Annotated in this window: 16 protein-coding genes; 10 read left to right on the top strand and 6 right to left on the bottom strand. The window is 46.3% G+C overall.

Going from position 1 to position 20,060, the window contains the following annotated elements:
* The first annotated feature begins 2 nt into the window (after positions 1 to 2).
* From RIF36_RS05515 to RIF36_RS05485, 7 genes are all read left to right on the top strand, one after another.
* Positions 3 to 2,378, top strand: coding sequence for a polysaccharide biosynthesis tyrosine autokinase (locus RIF36_RS05515; protein WP_350126090.1), 2,376 nt, complete (start codon positions 3 to 5; stop codon positions 2,376 to 2,378).
* 280 nt (positions 2,379 to 2,658) lie between these two features.
* Positions 2,659 to 4,068 carry a tetratricopeptide repeat protein gene (locus RIF36_RS05510; protein WP_350126087.1) on the top strand — a complete coding sequence of 470 codons (1,410 nt, stop codon included), beginning with the start codon at positions 2,659 to 2,661 and terminating at the stop codon, positions 4,066 to 4,068.
* An 81-nt stretch (positions 4,069 to 4,149) separates the two neighbouring features.
* A complete protein-coding gene (locus RIF36_RS05505; protein WP_151998113.1) occupies positions 4,150 to 4,920 on the top strand; it encodes a phosphosulfolactate synthase in 771 nt (256 codons plus the stop codon).
* A gap of 73 nt (positions 4,921 to 4,993) precedes the next feature.
* On the top strand, positions 4,994 to 5,935 hold the full coding sequence (locus tag RIF36_RS05500) for a DUF368 domain-containing protein (RefSeq protein WP_350126084.1): 942 nt from the start codon (positions 4,994 to 4,996) through the stop codon (positions 5,933 to 5,935).
* The gene (locus tag RIF36_RS05495) at positions 5,935 to 6,687 is read left to right on the top strand and encodes a shikimate dehydrogenase family protein (protein WP_350126081.1); all 753 of its coding nucleotides are present in this window, start codon (positions 5,935 to 5,937) and stop codon (positions 6,685 to 6,687) included. The genes RIF36_RS05500 and RIF36_RS05495 overlap by 1 nt, the downstream gene beginning before the upstream one ends.
* Positions 6,688 to 6,728: 41 nt before the next feature.
* Positions 6,729 to 8,747, top strand: coding sequence for an excinuclease ABC subunit UvrB (gene uvrB, locus RIF36_RS05490; protein ID WP_350126078.1), 2,019 nt, complete (start codon positions 6,729 to 6,731; stop codon positions 8,745 to 8,747).
* 216 nt (positions 8,748 to 8,963) lie between these two features.
* Positions 8,964 to 10,028 (top strand): fatty acid desaturase family protein, encoded by a 1,065-nt coding sequence (locus RIF36_RS05485; RefSeq protein WP_350126075.1) that lies wholly within the window; start codon positions 8,964 to 8,966, stop codon positions 10,026 to 10,028.
* 45 nt (positions 10,029 to 10,073) lie between these two features.
* Here RIF36_RS05485 and RIF36_RS05480 read toward each other — a convergent pair whose 3' ends face one another.
* The 4 genes from RIF36_RS05480 to RIF36_RS05465 form a co-directional block, all read right to left on the bottom strand.
* A complete protein-coding gene (locus tag RIF36_RS05480) occupies positions 10,074 to 11,423 on the bottom strand; it encodes a Gfo/Idh/MocA family protein (protein WP_350126072.1) in 1,350 nt (449 codons plus the stop codon).
* Positions 11,424 to 11,583: 160 nt separating this feature from the next.
* Positions 11,584 to 12,186 (bottom strand): superoxide dismutase, encoded by a 603-nt coding sequence (locus RIF36_RS05475; RefSeq protein ID WP_350126069.1) that lies wholly within the window; start codon positions 12,184 to 12,186, stop codon positions 11,584 to 11,586.
* A 137-nt stretch (positions 12,187 to 12,323) separates the two neighbouring features.
* Positions 12,324 to 12,782, bottom strand: a complete 459-nt coding sequence (locus tag RIF36_RS05470; protein ID WP_350126067.1) for a nucleoside deaminase — start codon at positions 12,780 to 12,782, stop codon at positions 12,324 to 12,326.
* A complete protein-coding gene (locus RIF36_RS05465) occupies positions 12,779 to 13,336 on the bottom strand; it encodes a hypothetical protein (protein ID WP_350126064.1) in 558 nt (185 codons plus the stop codon). The genes RIF36_RS05470 and RIF36_RS05465 overlap by 4 nt, the downstream gene beginning before the upstream one ends.
* A gap of 151 nt (positions 13,337 to 13,487) precedes the next feature.
* On the opposite strand from RIF36_RS05465, the gene aspS reads away from it, so the two are divergent.
* The 3 genes from aspS to RIF36_RS05450 all read left to right on the top strand — a co-directional run bounded on the left by aspS (position 13,488) and on the right by RIF36_RS05450 (position 17,266).
* Complete coding sequence (aspS, locus tag RIF36_RS05460) at positions 13,488 to 15,239, top strand: aspartate--tRNA ligase (RefSeq protein WP_350126061.1); 1,752 nt, start codon at positions 13,488 to 13,490, stop codon at positions 15,237 to 15,239.
* Positions 15,240 to 15,306: 67 nt separating this feature from the next.
* Complete coding sequence (locus RIF36_RS05455; RefSeq protein ID WP_350126057.1) at positions 15,307 to 16,350, top strand: BamA/TamA family outer membrane protein; 1,044 nt, start codon at positions 15,307 to 15,309, stop codon at positions 16,348 to 16,350.
* Between the two features lie 37 nt (positions 16,351 to 16,387).
* Positions 16,388 to 17,266, top strand: coding sequence for a glycerophosphodiester phosphodiesterase (locus RIF36_RS05450; protein WP_350126054.1), 879 nt, complete (start codon positions 16,388 to 16,390; stop codon positions 17,264 to 17,266).
* Here the strand turns inward: RIF36_RS05450 and RIF36_RS05445 are convergent.
* Both RIF36_RS05445 and RIF36_RS05440 read right to left on the bottom strand, forming a co-directional pair.
* Entirely contained in the window at positions 17,258 to 18,304 is a 1,047-nt protein-coding gene (locus RIF36_RS05445; RefSeq protein WP_350126051.1) for a tetratricopeptide repeat protein, read from the bottom strand. The two genes, RIF36_RS05450 and RIF36_RS05445, sit on opposite strands and share 9 nt — an antisense overlap.
* 127 nt (positions 18,305 to 18,431) lie before the next feature.
* On the bottom strand, positions 18,432 to 20,042 hold the full coding sequence (locus RIF36_RS05440) for an amidohydrolase family protein (protein WP_350126048.1): 1,611 nt from the start codon (positions 20,040 to 20,042) through the stop codon (positions 18,432 to 18,434).
* Between the last annotated feature and the right edge of the window lie 18 nt (positions 20,043 to 20,060).

Genomic DNA, 20,060 nt, shown 5'->3' with positions numbered 1-20,060 from the left:
AATTGACAGAGAACAGCAACACAAACGGATCAGGTTTAGGTGCGGACGTGAATGAATCAGATGCGTTCAACGACCTTGACGTCGAAAAGCTACTTCAGGTAGTAAGGAGTAGTATTTTATATGTGGCAGCCATTTTTGCGGTCGCTGGCACTGCTTCATACGCTTTTCTCAGGTACACCAAGCCTGTCTACGAATCTGAGTCGCAGTTAAAGCTCAATATTCAGAATGAAGCAGTGATTTTGGGGGTACAAAACCCCCTGGAGAATTCGGGTGTGAACTCACTATCCGGTGAAATCGAACTCCTTAAATCAAACCTGTTTTTCAGTCGGGTTGTTGAGGCGATTAACTATAATGTGTCTTACCACTACTATGGAAATATCCTTACCGAGGAGCGATACAGGAACAGTCCGTTTGTGGTCAGTTATAAGTTGCATAATACCGGCTTTTTCGATAGGCCCATCGATATCGAAATTATTTCGGAAAGCGAATTTGAATTGTCATTTGAACCTGCTGAGCAGTCAGGTGCCTCCCGGCATAAATTTGGCGAAACGATCAGTACCCCTGACTACAATCTTCTGATTGAGAAGACTGAGAATTTCGCAGAGGATAATGGCATCGGCAAATACTATTTCACTATCAATAGTGAGTCAGCGTTAATTAGCTTTTTCCAATCAAACGTCACTGTTCAGCCACTCAACTTTAGTGCAAAAACGATAAAGATCTCTTTGAGAGACTTCAATAAGTATAAAGCGAGAGATTTTGTGACAGCTATTGATACCCTCTATCTCAAATATACAACCGAGGAAAAAAACCAGGCTATTGAGCAAAAGCTTTCATTCCTGGATGAACAACTGGGAATTACAGAAAGGAAAATAGAGGAGTACGAGGACTATTTTGAAAACTTTACGATAGAGAACCGAACGACGAATATTCAGACAGACTTAGGCCGAACAATCGTGCTGTTACAGTCGCTCGACTCGCAGCGATACGATCTGCAAAACAAGCTGACCAATATTCAGATGGCACAGGAGCAAATGGACAAGGGCGAGCCGTTGCTGCTAGCCAACTACAACTCCAGGTCTTTACCAGAGTTCATATCCGGTTCTTTGACAGAATATAACAAGTTGTTCGGAGAGCGGGAAGTGTTGCTGGGGTCTTACAATGAGAATACCCATGCGGTGTCTCGCATGACTCAGCGGCTGGAGACTTTGAAGAAAAATGTTAGAGGCATCACAGAGGAGTACAAAGAAAATCTTGTGAAGGCGCTCAGAGAGTTGGATGTTAGAAGGGCCAACCTCGAGCGAAACTTCGTCGAATTACCTTCCATGGGTACCGAGTTCAACAAAACCAGAAGGTTTTACAATCTTCAGGAAGAGTTCTACTTTTCTTTGATAAAGAGCAAAGCCGAACTGGAAATAGCCAAGGCGGGAACAGTTCAGGACTTCGACATTCTGTCGCCAGCATCTTTACCAACGGATCCGGTGCATCCCAAGCAACTACTCATTTACGGTGTAGGTGCTGTTAGCGGCCTTTTGTTGAGCCTTCTCTTTGTCGGCTTAAGATACCTGTTAGACAATAAGATCTCTCACCAAAGAGAGCTTGAGCGTTTGGTTAGCGTGCCAATTCTTGGTTCCATTCCAGTGTACAAGAGAGAAAAGTTGTTGACCACAAAGCTGTTGGTGCATAAGATTCCTCAGTCAGTAATAAGCGAATCGCTACGCAGTATCAGGACAAACATGGACTTTTTACTCAACGGAGGAGACCAGCGGGTAATTGCTGTGACGTCAACCATTAGCGGGGAAGGCAAGACGTTTGTTGCGGTGAACCTGGGAGGTATTTTGGCTAAAACAGGGCAGAAGGTGCTTGTCGTGGATCTTGATATGCGAAAACCCAAGATACATTTGGCGTTTGGTAGAGAGAAAGATGACAAGGGAATGTCTACTGTCCTTATCGGGCGGGATAAATTTGAGGATTGTGTGCAGACGACAGAGATTGAGGGGCTTCAATACTTAGGTGCTGGCCCTATTCCTCCAAACCCCTCTGAGCTGATGCTTGGGGAAAGGTTTGACAATTTTATCAAACAAGCATCCAAAAAGTATGACGTAGTAATACTTGATACGCCTCCTGTTGGCTTGGTGACAGACGGTGTGATCGTGATGAAAAAAGCGGATTTAACCCTGTACGTCGTAAGGGCCGACTATTCCAGGAAGATATTCTTAAAAACGCTACAGAAGTTGATCAAAATGAACAAGTTCAACAACATTTCTGTCATTCTGAACTCAGTGAAAATTTTAAATAAGAAAGGATATGGCTACGGCTATGGCTATGGCTATGGTTACGGCTATTACGATGAGGATCATAAGGGAAAAGCTAAATGATTTGTCAATTGACTGACTGTCAATAAATAATAGGTCAACACTTCAATTTGCCATTCAATAGGAATCATTGCTATTTTTTTTGAAAACCGATCTTTTTATTGGAACACATCCAATTATTTTGATTTTTCTTTGACAGAAATTTAAATAATTGCCTATCTTACATAAACCCTCTGCGACATAATGAGCAAAGAAGTTTTTCACTTAGAAAGATTGTTTTCGGGGATTCAATACCCTAGTTTTTTTGTTCCTACCTTTGTCACACTATTAATCATCACATTTAATGGCGGAAGATTTTCGTAAGAAAGAGCTTAAAGAGCTGGTAGAGAAATTTGAGGACTTTGTGAAAGGGAGAGTCAGCCATTATTTTGAGGAAGACGACTTCGAGAATATCATAGACTATTACCTTGATAAACTGAAGTTCAGCAAAGCATTAAAAGCAGTCAATGTGGCATTTGGCCAATTTCCATTTTCGGTGGAATTAATGTTGCGAAAGGCAACGATACTCACCTCACTTGAAGAGTATGAGGAAGCGCTGAAATTGCTTGAAACCGCTGAAAATCTGCAGCCTGGAGATTCTGAGATCATTCTTCTTAAGGGAAATATCCTGTCGCTCAATGGAAACTATGATGAAGCAATTGAGGCCTTGAATAGCGCCCTTGAATGGATAGAGGACAAAGACGAAGTTTTTTACAATATTGGCCTGGCATTTCAGGGAAAAGGAGACTACAAACAGGCGGCTGATAATTATAAGCTAGCCATAGAGTTCAATATCAATCATGAGAATGCGCTGTACGAACTGGCTTATTGCCTGGATGTAGCCGGAGAGCTCGAGAGCAGCCTTGATTATTATAAACAGTTCATCGATAGAGATCCTTTTTCGGAGTATGCCTGGTATAATCTCGGCATAGTTTACAACAAGCTTGGAAGGCACGTAGAGGCCATCGATGCGTATGAGTACGCCGCTGCCATCGACGATAGTTTTAGCTCAGCCTACTTCAATATGGGCAATGCTTACCTTAATATAGAGGAGTACGATAAAGCATTAAAGGCGTTTCAAACAACCGAGGAATTAGAGGGGCCAAGCTCCGAAACCTATTGCTATATTGGAGCTGCCTATGAAAAATTGGGCGAATTGGATGAGGCGTTGTCTTTCTACAGACGAGCTGCCAAGCTTGATGACATGTATGACGAAGCCTATTTTGGTATTGCATCATGTTTGAAGGCCCAGGAAAGGTGGTTTGAATCCATTCATTTCTATAATAAAGCGCTGAAACTTAACGCTGAAAACCCCGATTATTGGTTGGCCGTGGCTGAAGCTGAGTACAAAGTTGGCAACATAGTTTCCAGTATGGATGCTTTTGAGGAGGCAACCATTCTTGATCCCAAAAATCCGATGGCCTGGCTTGGCTGGTCGCACATTTATTTTGAGCAGGGCCAGTATGAGAAGGCTATCGACACTGTTTCTTCTGGCATGGATGAATGCCCCGAGGAGTCCGATTTATACTACAGAGCTACCGTGTATCTAATAACTGCAGGCCGATTCAAAGAGGCCTTTGCAATTTTGGAAAATGCCTTAACTTTGGATTTTGAAAATCACGTCGTCCTCTTTGAGTTTTTTCCAAAACTTGAGACACAGAAGGCATTATACAAAATCATTGAACGCTATAAGTCTAATAATAAAGATAAATAAGAATTGCCTTTTTTTAAGGTTGTTTGAAAGCCATGCCTTGTGTGTATTGGCTTTTTTTGTTTGGAATTTTAGGAAATTGAGATGTTAGAAAACTATGCATTAAGTAAGGTTCCGGAGAGAACTAAGAAGCCACGGCAGACGGGTTTTACCATGGTGATGGACAAAGGGAGCAGTCTTAGAGAAGCAGCGGATTTGCTTGAAACATGTGGTGAGTATGTCGATATTATTAAGTTAGGCTGGGCGACTTCATACGTGTTCCCAAAACTAAAAGAGAAAATTGACCTCTATCAGTCGGCGGGTATACCTGTATATCTTGGAGGCACTTTGTTTGAAGCCTTTGTAATCAGGGATCAATTTGATGACTATAGAAAGGTTTTGGACAAATACGGATTGAAGTATGCAGAGGTGTCGGACGGCTCTATTACCCTCGATCATGACAGAAAATGCGAATACATTCAGCAGTTGTCTAGCCAGGTAACTGTATTGTCAGAAGTCGGATCAAAGGATGCTGCCAAGATCATCCCACCTTATAAATGGATTGAGCAGATGCAGACGGAGTTGGACGCCGGTGCCTGGAAAGTGATTGGAGAGGCCAGAGAAGGAGGAAACGTTGGTTTGTTCAGAGATTCTGGAGAAGTACGCCAGGGTCTGGTGGAGGAAATTTTAACGAAAATTCCGTTTGAGCGGATTATCTGGGAGGCACCTCAAAAGGCGCAGCAAGTTTGGTTTATTAAGTTGCTGGGGGCCAATGTGAACCTGGGAAATATTGCCCCCCAAGAGGTAATTCCGTTAGAAACGATAAGACTGGGCTTGAGAGGAGATACGTTTGATCATTTCCTGGGCCAGTTTTAACTATATGATTTTATTGGGAGGTCATTTCTTAAATAGAAATGACCTCTTTTGTCAACACCTGGACGTCATTTAAATGCCTAGAAAGTTAACTGACTATTTTTTGCTCTTTTTGAAGGGCCTGGCAATGGGAAGTGCGGATGTGATACCTGGAGTCTCCGGCGGAACAATTGCCTTCATCACAGGTATTTATGAAGAGCTATTGGACACCATCAAAGCATTTGACCTAACGGCGCTGAGGTTGCTTACAGGCTTCAAAATCAACGAGCTTTGGCGCCACATCAATGGTAGTTTTCTTGTGACCCTGCTTTCCGGTATCGGGTTGAGCATCATCATCTTTGCGCAGGTGATCACACATTTGCTTGAACTGTATCCGATCTATGTTTGGTCTTTTTTCTTCGGCCTTATTATCATTTCCTCCATTACCATTGCCAGGCAGATCAAAAGCTGGTCTCCCGGCGTAGTGGTGGCATTCGTAGTAGGACTGGCTTCCGCTTACATCATTGTTTCATCTACCCCAGCCACCACACCAACGGCCTGGTGGTTTATCGTCCTGAGTGGAATGGTAGCCATTACCGCCATGATACTTCCTGGTATTTCCGGCAGCTTTATTTTGCTGATCATGGGCAAATACGAGTATGTGTTGAGGGCGCTTAAGGAGCTAAACTATCTTGTTATTGCTCTCTTCGCTGCCGGGTGTATTATAGGGCTTTTGTCATTTTCACGGGCGATTTCCTGGTTTTTAAAAAAGTACCACAATATGGCCATCGGACTGCTTTCCGGCTTTATGGTGGGGTCTCTGTACAAGATATGGCCCTGGAAACGGGTGGTGCAGTTTCGGTTGAATAGTGCAGGCGAACAGGTGCCCTTTATTGAAAGCAATGTATGGCCGCATTACTATCATAAGCTGACAGGACAGGATCCCCAAATTCTGTTCGCACTCCTTTTCATTGCTCTTGGGTTTGGCGTTGTTGTGGTTATTGAAAAGATTGCACACACAAGTATCAAGAAAAAGTAATGTCTAGGCTGTTTGGTCTGATTGGTTTTCCTCTTACACATTCATTCTCGAAGAAATATTTTACACGAAAGTTTCTCGAAGAAGGAATCAACGACACGTCTTACGAGCTGTTCGAGATGGAGGCCGCCGCTGGCTTTCCATCGTTGTTTAAAGAGAACGCCGACCTGGTAGGCATAAACGTCACCATCCCGCATAAAAAGGCAGTCATTCCTCTGCTGACCAGGCTTGACCAGAGTGCGTCAAGAGTCGGGGCAGTAAATGTGATCAGAAAAGAGCCAGATGGAAGCCTGACAGGATTTAACTCGGACTACATAGGTTTTTTGCGCTCGTTGCAAAATTGGGCCGGCGATGAAATAGTTGGAGCAAAAGCCCTGGTGCTGGGCACAGGTGGAGCGGCTTCTGCCGTAAAAGTGGCGCTGGAGGACCTGAAGATTGAATTCCTTCAGGTGTCAAGGTCTGCCGGGAATGGTGTTATAACCTATGAAGGTTTGAAAAAAGAGCCCGGGATTATTGAGCAGCGGAGGCTTATTATTAATACGACACCATTAGGCACATACCCGGATATTGGAAAATGCCCGGACATTGGGTTTGATCAGATTGGTGCCGGCCATTTATTGTATGACCTGGTCTACAATCCAGCCGAGACACTTTTTATGAAAAAAGGCCTGCAGAACGGAGCCAAAGTAAAAAACGGATACGACATGCTGGTTTTGCAGGCCGAGCGAGCCTGGGAAATATGGAATCAAAAGTGATGATTATTTCGTTTATTCGTTGACCAACAAATTTCTACTCTTTGGACTTCGAACTAACATCTGAATACCAACCCACCGGCGACCAGCCAAAGGCAATTGCAGAGCTTGTAAAAGGCCTAAATGCTAACGAACCCGCCCAGACGCTGCTGGGAGTGACGGGCTCCGGAAAAACCTTCACCGTAGCCAACGTGATCAAGGAAGTGAACAGACCAGCCCTTGTCCTCAGCCACAACAAAACATTGGCTGCTCAGCTATTCGGCGAGTTGAAGCAGTTCTTTCCTAACAATGCTGTTGAGTACTTCATTTCGTACTATGACTACTACCAGCCGGAAGCGTTCATTCCAACCACAGGACTTTACATAGAGAAGGACCTTTCTATCAACGAAGAAATTGAAAAGCTACGGCTAAGTGCTACTTCGGCGCTCCTAAGCGGAAGGCGGGACGTTATAGTGGTTGCTTCCGTCTCCTGCATATACGGTATAGGAAATCCGGATGAGTTTGGTAAAAATGTTATCAGGTTGGAGGAAGGGCAGCAGATCACCCGAAATCAACTGCTTTTCAGTTTTGTAGACATTTTGTACAGCAGAACTGAGGTAGAGTTTAAGCGGGGTAACTTTCGGGTGAAGGGTGATACGGTCGATATTTTCGTTGCTTATGCCGACTTTGCCTACCGCATTATTTTCTGGGGAGACGAAATTGAGTCTATTCAGCGAATTGATCCTCAGTCGGGCAAAAAGCTCAGCGACGAGAAAATCATCACAATATTTCCTGCCAACCTGTTTGTAACAGGGAAAGACGTGATCCAGCAGGCCATTATTGAAATTCAGGACGACATGATGGCCCAGGTTAACTATTTTGAAAGCGAGCGGCGGTTTCTCGAAGCAAAACGGTTGAAAGAGCGAACAGAGTTTGACCTTGAAATGATAAGAGAGCTCGGCTATTGTTCGGGAGTGGAGAACTATAGCCGCTATTTCGACAGGAGGCAATCAGGCCAAAGACCTTTCTGTCTGCTTGATTATTTCCCTGAGGATTTTGTGATGGTGATTGACGAAAGCCATGTAACTGTGCCTCAGATCAGGGCCATGTGGGGAGGTGACAGATCAAGGAAAGTGAATCTGGTCGACTACGGTTTCAGGCTTCCATCGGCGCTGGACAACAGGCCGCTGACGTTTAACGAGTTTGAAGGGATGTTGAGTCAGGTGATTTTTGTTAGTGCCACTCCGGCTGAGTACGAACTCCGAAAGTCAGAGGGTGTAGTTGTTGAGCAGATCATCAGGCCAACCGGCCTTCTTGACCCGGAGATTGATGTCAGGCCAAGTATCAATCAGATTGATGATCTGCTGGAAGAGATTGATGAACGGGTGAAAAAAGAAGAACGGGTACTGGTAACAACGCTTACTAAAAGAATGGCAGAGGAGCTGCAGAAGTACCTTGAGAGGGCTGGCGTGAAGTCACGCTATATCCACTCAGAGGTGAATGCACTTGACAGGGTAGAAATTCTTAGAGAGCTGAGACTAGGCGTTTTCGATGTCCTCGTAGGCGTCAACCTTTTGCGTGAGGGCCTCGACTTACCGGAGGTTTCGCTGGTAGCTATTTTGGATGCGGACAAAGAGGGTTTTCTTCGGAACCAGCGGTCTCTGGTTCAGACAATTGGACGGGCGGCCAGAAATGAAAGCGGAAAGGTGATTATGTATGCCGATAAGGTTACTGACTCCATGCGTGAGGCCATTGACGAAACCTATCGGAGGAGAGACATCCAAATTGCTTACAACAAAGAGCACGGTATTACCCCCCGATCTGTTAAAAAGAATATAGGCTCAATTATGGGTCAAACTAAAGTGGCTGATTCCAAAAAGGATGGAAGGAAGTACTACGTCGAAAATGAGGAACCAAGTATTGCCGCCGACCCGATTGTTCAATACATGCCAAAGCCTGAGCTCGAAAAGCTTATCAAGCAAACACAAAAAGCCATGGAAAAGGCAGCCAAGGAGCTGGATTTTATTGATGCAGCCAGATTGAGAGATGAATTGAGCGACTTGAAAAAACTTTACGAAAAATAGTGGACAGGGGCGGCGCAGAGGCAAGCCCTCGTGTTAACAAGAACTAAGCTGCCTAAAATATCGTTAACCAAAAGCATCCCTAAGCGTGAGTCGTTTCATGAAGCTCGCCGCCGATAAAATTGCGAAAAATATTTCCGGTTTTAATCGTACCTTTGTCAACTCAATTTATCAATGTGCAAAAGGTTTCTTTTGTACTGTAAAATAACAAGAACCCTAATGAGTGCACCTAAATTTTCATCTCAGGGAAATTCCTTTTATGGCGAACTGAGGTCAAGAATAAACGAATACTTTCAAGAGGCAGGAAAGCCGTCGACAGGTAACTATAAGCTGTACGTAAAGGCAGTTGTTCTGGTATTGAGCTGGGTGGGTTTCTATATCCATTTGGTTTTTTTTACTCCAGGCACGTGGTTGGCTCTCACGGAATCTGTAATAATGGGAGGTTTAACGGCCGCCATCGGATTCAATGTGATGCATGATGGTTCCCATGGAAGTTTTAGCCGCAAAGAATGGGTGAATAAGCTCGCAGGTTTATCACTCAATTTTCTTGGTGCCAATGTATTTATGTGGAACACCAAGCACAACGTTATTCATCACACCTACACCAATATTGATGAAATTGACGATGATATTGACGCCAGGCCGTTCCTGAGACTATGCTCGACCCAGCGTCATCGAAAGATTCATCGCTATCAGCATATTTATGGTTGGTTCGCTTACTCTCTGCTTTATCTGTATTGGGTATTCTTTACAGATTACAAGAAGTACTTTACCCAGAAGGTAGGCTCTATGCCGCTAATGAAGATGAAGCCTAAGGATCACATCAGCTTTTGGGGTTTCAAAGCCATTCATGCGGTCGTTTACATGGCGCTGCCAATTTATATGGTGGGTTTCTTGCCATGGCTAACAGGCTTCCTGGTGATGGGCTTATTTGCCGGATTAGTGCTTACGCTTGTATTCCAATTAGCACACACAGTGGAACACACTCATTTTCCCGTCCCGAATGAATTGAACAAGCTTGAAGACGAGTGGGCGATTCATCAGATAAAAACTACTGCGAACTTTGCTACTAAGAACAAACTGATTACGTGGTGGGTAGGTGGCTTAAACTACCAGATCGAGCACCATTTGTTTCCCAAGATCTCACATATTCACTATCCGGCGATAAGCAAGATTATTAAGAAAGTGTGTGAGGAGAACGGAATTTTATACATCGAATATCCACGCATGCGGATTGCGCTGGGATCCCACGCAGCTTATTTAAAAGCAATGGGTCAGGCATAAAAAGAAAGCCCTTCTCTGTGAATCATTGAGAAGGGCTTTCTTTATTTAGACCTTGGGCAAAGTCCATCCATTATTATAGTTGGCCTTCATCAGGGCGTTGGCTTCTGCATCGTCCTTGAACTGTCCGTTTGCCGCATCCCAGAAAACTTTCCTCCCTGTTTTGTAAGCGATATTGCCCATTTGCGCATTAATGGCTGCAATGCTTCCTGTTTCAATGCCGCACTTGAGTTTCGATGAGTCGTTTGCCTTGATGGCATCAACAAAATTTCTTGTGTGAAGATCAAGCGCAACTCCCTGTGGCCGCTGGTCAGGCACGTCATCCATTTTATACATGGTCATGCCATCTTTTTGCTCTGTTTCCGGAATAATTTCCCAGCCTCCTCGGTGGACAACCAAAGTTCCGTTGTTGCCAATGAAAGCAATTCCCTCAGTTTTTCCATAATTCCCTCCATTGATACCTGTGGCGTGCTCCCACAGCATATTGAAACCGTCGTATTCGAACACCGTCTGTAATGTGTCGGGTGTTTCCGAAGCATCATCAGGGTAGGCAAACTTGCCACCGGATGCCATGACTGATTTAGGTGCTTTTACGCCCATGGCATAAAGCGCTATGTCAATTTCGTGTACGCCCCAGTCGGTCATCAAGCCTCCTGCATAGTCCCAAAACCAGCGAAAGTTGAAGTGAAAACGGTTTTCATTGAAAGGCCGTTTCGGCGCCGGGCCGAGCCACATGTCGTAGTTGACACCCGCAGGCACTGCCGTGTCGGGCAACACTGGCACCGGCTTCATCCAGCCCTGATAGGCCCATACTTTTACCAGCCTGATCTGCCCCAGCTTCCCTGAGCGAACCACATCGAGCGCCTGCTCGTAATGCGGACCGCTTCGCTGCCATTGTCCAACCTGCACAATTTTCCCATATTTTTTCGCAGCAGCTACCATCAGGTTACACTCCTCCATGGTATTGGCGATGGGCTTCTCCACATACACATGCTTGCCAGCCTGCACAGCATCAACCATGGTTTTGCAGTGCCAGTGGTCCGGTGTGCCAATGATCACTACGTCAATGTCTTTGTTTTCCAGCATTTTGCGGTAGTCGCCGTATTGAGTAGGTTTTTTACCTCTCATTTTTTCCACATCGGCGGAGCGCCTGTCAAGCACGCTTTGGTCAACATCGCAAAGGGCGATGCAGTCCACTTCGTCCATGTTGAGGTGGGAGCGCATGTCGCTCCAGCCCATGCCGTTGCAGCCGATCACACCATAGCGTAGCTTGTCTGCTGCTGCGACTGGCTTCTGTACTCCGGCGAATGAAGAAAAAGGTATTTGGCTGAGGGCTAGTCCGCCCGCAGCGGCCATGCCGGTCTTTTGTATAAATGTTCTTCTGGATGTTGAACTCATAATAGTAGGTATGTTTTGAATCGTTTATTTCTCAATATCCTAATTCGATACCTAAAAAGGAAGGGCTAATTGCGTGGTCAGGGATATGGGTTGATCGATGGGCAATAAAAAAGCCCCTCCAGTGCTGGAAGGGCTCTGATATTTAATAGCAACTGGCTAATTATTTTGCCGCTGCAAAACGCTTGGCTACTGCATCCCAATCTACCACATTGTAGAAAGCTGCCACGTAGTCAGGTCTTCTGTTCTGGTAGTTGAGGTAATAAGCGTGCTCCCACACGTCAAGACCAAGAATGGGTGTGCCACTGCAACCTGCGTCAGGCATCAATGGATTGTCCTGGTTGGCAGTAGAGCATATTTCAAGCTTGCCACCTTTTACGCAAAGCCATGCCCAGCCTGAGCCGAACCTGGTAGCTGCTGCTGCAGAAAATTTTTCTTTGAAGCCATCGAATGAACCGAAGGCAGCGTTGATAGCATCAGCCAAAGCACCTGAAGGCTGACCGCCTTTGCCAGGGCCCATTACTGTCCAGAAAAGTGAGTGGTTCCAGTGACCACCGCCGTTGTTGCGAACAGCAGGAACATTGGAATGACTTTTCATTAACTCTTCGAGCGACTTGCCGGCCATGTCAGTGCCTTCGATGGCTTTATTCAAGTTCGTCACGTAAGCATTGTGGTGCTTGCCGTGGTGTATTTCCATGGTGCGGGCGTCGATATGCGGCTCCAGCGCATTGGTTGCATATGGTAATGCTGGTAATTCGAATGCCATAATTATTGATTTGTTTTATGGTTGAACATTTATATTCTGAACAGTAAATCTACTAAGAACTGCCCAATTAAATAACCCCAACGAGTGGGTATAGTTCATTGATGGGATAGATATTGTTGATGAGGTTATAGATGAAATCACTCCTTCCCCCTAAGCTTTTTGAAAAAGGTGTTGATCAGTTGCCGGCATTCCTGTTCCATAATCCCCGATGACACCTTTGTCTTTGGGTGCAGCACATTTTCAGTCAGCAGCGAATAGCCCCGCTGTAAATCAGAGGCGCCGTAAACAATGCGGCTTATTTGTGTCCAGTGGAGCGCTCCGGCGCACATCACACAAGGCTCAAGCGTGACGTACAGTGTGCAATCGGTCAGGTATTTGGAGCTCAGGTAGTTTTCTGCTGAAGTAATCGCCAGCATTTCAGCATGGGCGGTGACGTCAGTAAGCTTTTCTGTGTGGTTGTAGCCTTTGGCAATGACCTTATTCTGGCAAACAATGACAGCCCCCACAGGAATTTCATCTTCTTCCAGCGCCCTCTCCGCCTCACGCAGTGCGACTTTCATGAAATGATCGTCGCTGAAAACTGTTAGTCCGCTCACTTAAAGTTCTTTTTGATGGATACGCTTTGCATGATCTGTGGCGCCAAATCCTTCCACTTCCTTATGTGCTGGTAAGGCGATGAAAGCGTGAACACAAGCGTTTGGTTGTTGACAATGGTGTACTGTATATAGCTGTAAGTACGGAGGGCTGATTCGTTAGTAATGGCGTCTTCCTCAGGTTTAACTATTGCAACAAACTCAAATACAGCAAACTCCCGGCCGTTGATAGTTTCGATGGCGTCTTTGGTGAAACTCACTTCATCGTACAGAGAAGAAATATTGGCCTTATAAAAATCTTTAAGAATAGTGAGATCGCCCTGAGTCCATTGGTTATTGCCCCTGTTAATCCCAAAATCTACTGTAACACCGTAGTCAGTATAAAGCGCCATGGGTCTTCTGGTGTAGACATACTTACTGTTGATCTCCTGCTCGTTCATCGGTCGAAAGTCGGAAGGAAGGCTCACGGTGATGTAGTCAGTTACTTTGGTAGGGCTTAGCTGGGCTATTAAGGAAAGGGGTGCCACTAAACAGACAATAAGGAAAGCTGATTTCATAGGATATTCTAATCTCTTTGCTTTAAAGAATCAAAAGTATGAAAAATATAGCTCCGAAAGGGCCAAAAACTATGTCAGTAAAACTTTCCGTGTAAAAGCTTTTGACCAAAGTATTGCTAACTTTGCCTCCCAAAATTCAAAACGACTAGCAATGCTTCGAACTCACACTTGTGGCGAATTAAGACTTGAGCACGTAGGAACTACCGTAACACTTTGTGGATGGGTGCAGCGCCTCCGGGACAAAGGCGGTATGGCCTGGATTGACCTGAGGGATCGTTATGGCCTGACACAGCTCATGTTTGACGAAGGATCAACTGCTGCCGACATTCAGAAAATGGCACAGGGCGTGGGCCGTGAGTTTGTGCTGAAAGCTACCGGCGAAGTGATAGAAAGGGTGTCAAAAAACCCTAAAATGCCGACTGGCGACATAGAAATCAGAGTGACGGCGATGGAGGTGTTAAATCCAGCCAAGGTGCCGCCGTTCATTATTGAAGATGAGACTGACGGAGGCGATGAACTTCGCATGAAGTACCGCTACCTGGACCTGCGCAGAAACTCCGTAAGAAGCAACCTTGAGCTTCGTCACAGGATGATGCAGTATACCCGCCGCTACCTTGATGGCAACAAGTTCATAGAGGTGGAAACGCCGGTGCTTATCAAGTCCACTCCTGAGGGTGCCCGTGACTTTGTAGTGCCTTCCCGTATGAACCCGGGTGAGTTTTACGCCTTGCCACAGAGCCCCCAGACTTTCAAGCAGTTGCTGATGGTTTCGGGCTTCGACCGCTACTTCCAGATTGTGAAGTGTTTCCGTGACGAAGACCTGCGGGCAGACCGCCAGCCCGAGTTTACCCAGATTGACTGCGAGATGTCGTTTGTTGGGCAGGAAGATATTCTCAACATATTCGAAGGGCTGGTGAAGTCGCTTTTCAAAGAAGAAAAAGGACTGGAATTTGGTGCTTTCCCTCGCATGACCTACGATGAGGCAATGTTAAAATACGGTAGCGACAAGCCGGATATCCGATTCGGCATGGAGTTCGTTGAGCTGAATGCCCTTACCCAGGGCAAAGGCTTTCAGGTATTTGATGCCGCCGAATTGGTGGTGGGCATTTGTGCCAAAGGCTGTGCAGAGTACACCCGAAAGGAGCTGGATGCATTGACCGATTTTGTCAGACGACCACAAGTTGGGGCCAAAGGTATGGTCTATCTCAAATGCAATACCGATGGCACTTTCAAATCTTCGGTAGACAAGTTTTATTCAGAAGACCAGCTGAAGGAATGGGCCGCAGCCTGCGGTGCAGAGGCTGGTGACCTGATACTTGTATTGGCCGGTGACAAAAACCAGACCCGCAAAGCCATGAATGAACTGAGGCTGGAGATGGGTAACAAACTCGGCCTGAGAAAAAGGGACGATTTCAAACCACTTTGGGTGCTAGATTTTCCGTTGCTTGAGTGGGATGAGGAAACAAAACGCTTCCATGCGATGCACCACCCTTTCACCGCACCGAAGAAAGAAGACATGAAGCTGCTGGAGACAGACCCGGGTGCCATCAGGGCCAATGCCTACGACATGGTGATCAATGGTGTGGAAGTCGGCGGCGGCTCTATCCGTATTCACGACAGGCCTACTCAGCAGTTGATGTTTAAGACACTCGGTTTTACCGACGAAGAGGCTAAGAAGCAGTTCGGTTTCCTGATGGAAGCTTTCGAATATGGCGCACCTCCGCACGGTGGTATTGCTTTTGGCTTCGATAGGCTTTGCTCCCTGTTTGGTGGCGTAGATTCCATCCGTGACTTTATTGCATTCCCTAAAAACAACTCGGGTAGGGACGTAATGATTGACTCGCCATCGACTATTTCAGCAGAACAGTTGAAAGAGCTGAATATATCTGTTGGCGAAGCCTAGGATGAAGTGTTCTCACTTTCTCTTTTTACTTGTTCTGTTGCTGCCATGGGACGGGCTGTGCCAAACCGTGGAAGAAACGGATTCAGTTACAAAAAAAAGAGGAAGGGTTATAGCCGCCCCAATTCTGGGTTATTCGCCTGAGTCAAGGTTCTTCGGTGGCTTTATGGGCATGTGGATTTTGCCCGAGAAGCAGGTGGACACAAGCAGCTTCAGGCGGCCCAGCACGCTGGCTCCTATATTTATTTACACTGCCAACAAACAGATAATCAGTTCCCTCAGGTCGGAGCAATATTTCCAAAACGCTACCTACCTGAGTAATACCCTGCGGATACGGAACTACCCTGACTTTTTTTTCGGCATTGGAAATGACACACACCCGGATGACCTGGAAATGTTTCTGGATCAGTTTGGCCAGCTGAACGGTCGGTGGATGAAGATCAGGGACGAAAAATACTTTTTTGGACTGTCATACGACTTCAGGTATGACAAGCTTAGCGACTTCAAGGATGGGGCTGTGCTTGAGACAGGCGAGGTGTCGGGAACCGGTGGCGGCTGGACGAATGGTCTGGGGCCGATATTTATCTACGACACCAGAGACAATGTCCTTTACCCTTCAAAAGGATGGTACGTGACCAGCAACCTCCATTACTTTAGTAAAGTAGTAGGCAGCAACTATTCCTTTGCGCAGTTGAACATCGATTCAAGGTACTTTCGGGAAGTTATCTCGCCAAAGCATGTTTTGGGGCTACAGCTTGTGATCAACTCAGTGGCCGGTAACAATATCCCGTTTTACAGGCTTCCGCAGTTAGGTGGAAACGATAGACTAAGAGGAATTAAGAATGAAAACCTGTACCGTGACAAAGTCTCCTGGTATTTTCAGGTGGAGGGGAGAAGAACGCTTTTTTGGAGGCTGGGAGGCGTGCTTTTTGCTGGTGTCGGAAATGTTTCCCCCGGCATAGCTTCGGCTTTTCAGACCCCGGTAAAAGCTGTGGTTGGTGCTGGCGGGCGATTCAGGCCGATAAAGGACCAAAAGCTCAACCTCCGACTCGATTTTGGAGTGGCAACAGATGGCTTCTATGCTGTTTATCTCAACGTTGCTGAGGCATTTTGACCGCCTAATTGTTTAAATTATCCTCAAAACCTCTTTTATGCTAAAATATATCTTTGGTGGGCTAGGCCTGATCGCTGCTGGCTTAGCTTGGTTTTTCTGGCCAGTGATGGCAAACAATATGGAATCTTATACAATTGACGATATCAGGAAAAAAAACTTCATTATCGTGGGGCATCGTGGTGCGGCTGGGCATGCCCCTGAAAACACGATGGCCTCGTTTCGTAAGGCGATAGAGTTAGGTGCCGATGTGATAGAGTTGGATGTGCACAGAAGTAAAGACGGGCATCTCATAGTCATGCACGATGCCACAGTGGACAGAACCACCAATGGCTCAGGTGCTATTTCGGACATGACTTATGACGAGATTCGGGTGCTGGATGCCGGTGGCTGGTTTGATGACACATTTAAGGGAGAGCTGGCACCTTCTTTAGCGGAAGTCATTGTTGGCATCAATGGCGAGGTGAAGGTGTTGATAGAAATTAAATGGCCGAAAGACGGGCTGTATGATGGGCTTGGAAAGCAGGTGGCTGAGGAAGTGCATAAGTATGGAGCGGAAGACTGGTGCATCATTCAGTCGTTTGACTCAAAATATTTGGAGGAGGCACATGCCAGTGGCTACAACATACCCTTACAAAAGCTGCTGGTTAGCCAAACCTCACTTTTCTTTGTTCCGTTTTATCAGGATAACAGGTTCCGACTAGGAAGGGCCTCTACGACCCACGTGGAGTCAATAAACTACTACCACAAAATGATCAATGCGTCGCTGGTTAAACGACACCACGATGATGGTTTGACCGTCATTCCGTATACAGTTAATACAACGGACGAAATGGTGAAAGTGTTGGGCATGGGAGTTGATGGCGTCATTACAAACTACCCGGAGGTTGCCCTGGCGCTGAGAAACGAATTAAAGTAAGGCTTGTAGGTTGGTGAGCTCAACCTCGGAGGCAATGTACCCAAAGGCAGACCAGCTTTCCCCGTCGACCACCTTTTGCAGAATGTCCCTGCCCTTTTCGATGTTGCCATTGAGAAGGTACCAGTTGGCCACCCCATAGCCCTGTGTGGCGAGTTGAACGCCATCCTCCTCGTCTGTATTGAGAACCTCCTCTGGCCGTAAGAGACCTTTATACATCAGAAGGCGCTTGTGGTAGGAGTCGTTCTCGATGATCTTCATTTTTGGTTTGATAGCCTCAAGCACTTTGTCAGCGGCTTGCAGATTCCCCAGCTTCCTGTAGGTAATGTACATCCAGTCGGAGGTAGCCACCAGCAGGTCATCGTTGGTGGAGAACTCCATACATTTTTTGTAGGCAGAAATAGCCTTATCGTAGTTGCCTTTCAAATAGTAGGCAAGTCCAAGATGATACCAAACATTGAACTGCGTACTTGACAGCGGTATGTTAAGCTTATTTGGTATCCCATCTTTTTCGATCATGGTTTCTTCCCCACGCATATAAAAAGCTGCCTTCTCCAAATCCCTGATGGCGTCGTCAAACTGCCTGATGGAAATATACCGGTGGCCCCTGTGGCGGTAGATCCTGTACGAATCAGGAAATTCTCTTAGTCCGTCGGTGTATACCTGTATGGCCTCTTTGTACATCGACATGTAGGCAAGCCTTCTTCCATACCAAATGATGAAGTCCAGGCTGTCAGGATACGCATCGAAATTTGCCTTAGCCTTTGCCAGATTTTCTTCAAGTGCCGCTCGCTGTTTGTCAGAAAGCTCAGGTCTTTTTAGTTTTTTGCCCAGAAGAGAAAGTGCCTCGTAGGGTTCTGCATCAGTTTCTACTGAGGCTTGACCTGTCTCTACTGTCCCGTCTTTTTTCCCTTCGCTGCTCGGTTCAGTGGGGATACAACCGAATAAAAGAACCTGTAGGACTGCAAAAGCGACTATCGCTGAAAGAGGAAATTTTTCAAAAATAGGTTTTGGTAAAAAGGGTTGGTCAGGGATACGCATTTAATAATACTATAATGTAGGCGATGCTTCAAATAATCTTCATAATACTAAAAAATCTTGAAAAAAGATAATTTCAAAAGGCTTACTTCGTTTCTATCCGGTTATTAAACTCCCTTGCGCTAAAATTTTAGTTAACACCGGGCTGTTTGATAGTCTTTCCGGTTGCCTCTTTGGATTCCGTCACCATTGTTTTCACGTCCTCCAGCAGTTGCCTGGCATCGTAAACAATGCCGTCTTTGATCGTATACTTCACGCCGCCAACTCTTACAACTTCATTGTCTTCCGTCAATTTGATGGCACCTGTTCCGTAAAGTACCTGAAGGTTTTGCAGCGGATTCTCTTCCACTATCACAAGGTCGGCAAGTTTACCCACTTCGATGCTGCCAATCTCCTTTTCCATGCCTAGTGCCTGCGCTCCATACAAAGTGGCCGAGCGGATCACTTCCAGAGGATGGAAGCCCGCTTCTCTCAGTAGCTCCATTTCTCTGATATAGGCAAAGCCGTACAATTGGAATATGAAGCCTGAGTCCGAACCGGTAGTTACCCTGCCACCCCGATTTTTGTATTCGTTGACAAAAGTCATCCAAAGCCGGTAGTTCTCTTTCCATTGAATTTCTTCTTCGGTGCCCCAGTAGTGCCAGTAAGAGCCATGCGATTGTTTGCTCGGCTGGTAGAAATCCCACAGCGAGGGAAGTGTGTAATCCTGATGCCACTCGGCAGTACGTGCCCGCATAAGGTCACGATTTGCTTCGTAAATATTGAAAGTTGGATCCAACGTGAAGTCGAGATCAATGAGTGAATCCATCACGGCATTCCATTTTTCAGAATAAGGTGCTGCCGCTTGTTTCCAAAGCTTTCCTGCTTCGCCAAAACGATGCTGTTCGTTTTGATAGTTGTAGTCGAGTCGGAAATCCTGAATTGTGCGGTTGTCGAACATGGCTTCCGGCAGACCGTACCAGTGCTCCATGCTGGTGAGGCCCCAACTGGCGGTATTGAGCACGTTGGCCCGGGCTACGTCCATTTGCGCATGGTGGCAGGCAGCTCTTAGTCCAAGTCTTTTATTTTCACGAAGGGCAGCTTCCATGATGTCGGGACTGGCACCAAAGAATTTGATGCCGTCTGCTCCCTTTTTAGCGTTTTCCTGCACCCAAAGGCGAGCTTCTTCCGGGCTGTTGATACCGCCTTCTTTGCCCATTCCAAAGGCCGTGTAAGCCAGTATACGGGGAGCAGTGATTTCGTTTGTCTGGCTCTTTTTCTTGTGTTCAAGTGTCCAGTCCAGGCCGTTGCCGGCCGAAGGTTCTCGAATCGTAGTGATGCCATGCGCCATCCATAGCTTGAAAACATATTCGGCCGGAGTCCCCTGCGTCACGCCGCCGATATGCCCGTGCATATCGATAAACCCGGGAAGCACATACATGCCCGAAGCGTCAATTTCCTTCCCGCCTTCTTTGAGTTTTGGGCGTCTTTCGGCGTTGATCTCAACACCGGGATATCCAACGGTCTGGACGCTTTTGATTTTGTTTTGTTCGATAACGATGTCCACCGGCCCGATTGGCGGCGCTCCGGTGCCGTTGATGATGATGGCGCCACGAATGATAAGCTGCGTGTAGGGGCCGTCACCTTCAGCCCTGGCAGGTGATGGGGTAATACTTCTCCTCTGAGCAAAAACGCCAATGGAAAATATTTGAAAAAGCGCTAAAGCCGCAAATAATATAGTCTGTTTGTTAAGTCGCCTCATAGTTGGGTATGCTAGGTT

The sequence above is a fragment of the Imperialibacter sp. genome (assembly GCF_040222815.1).
In the GTDB taxonomy this organism is placed as follows: domain Bacteria; phylum Bacteroidota; class Bacteroidia; order Cytophagales; family Cyclobacteriaceae; genus Imperialibacter.
Note: the sequence above shows the minus strand (reverse complement) of the source record. Positions and strands in the feature narration are given on the sequence as shown.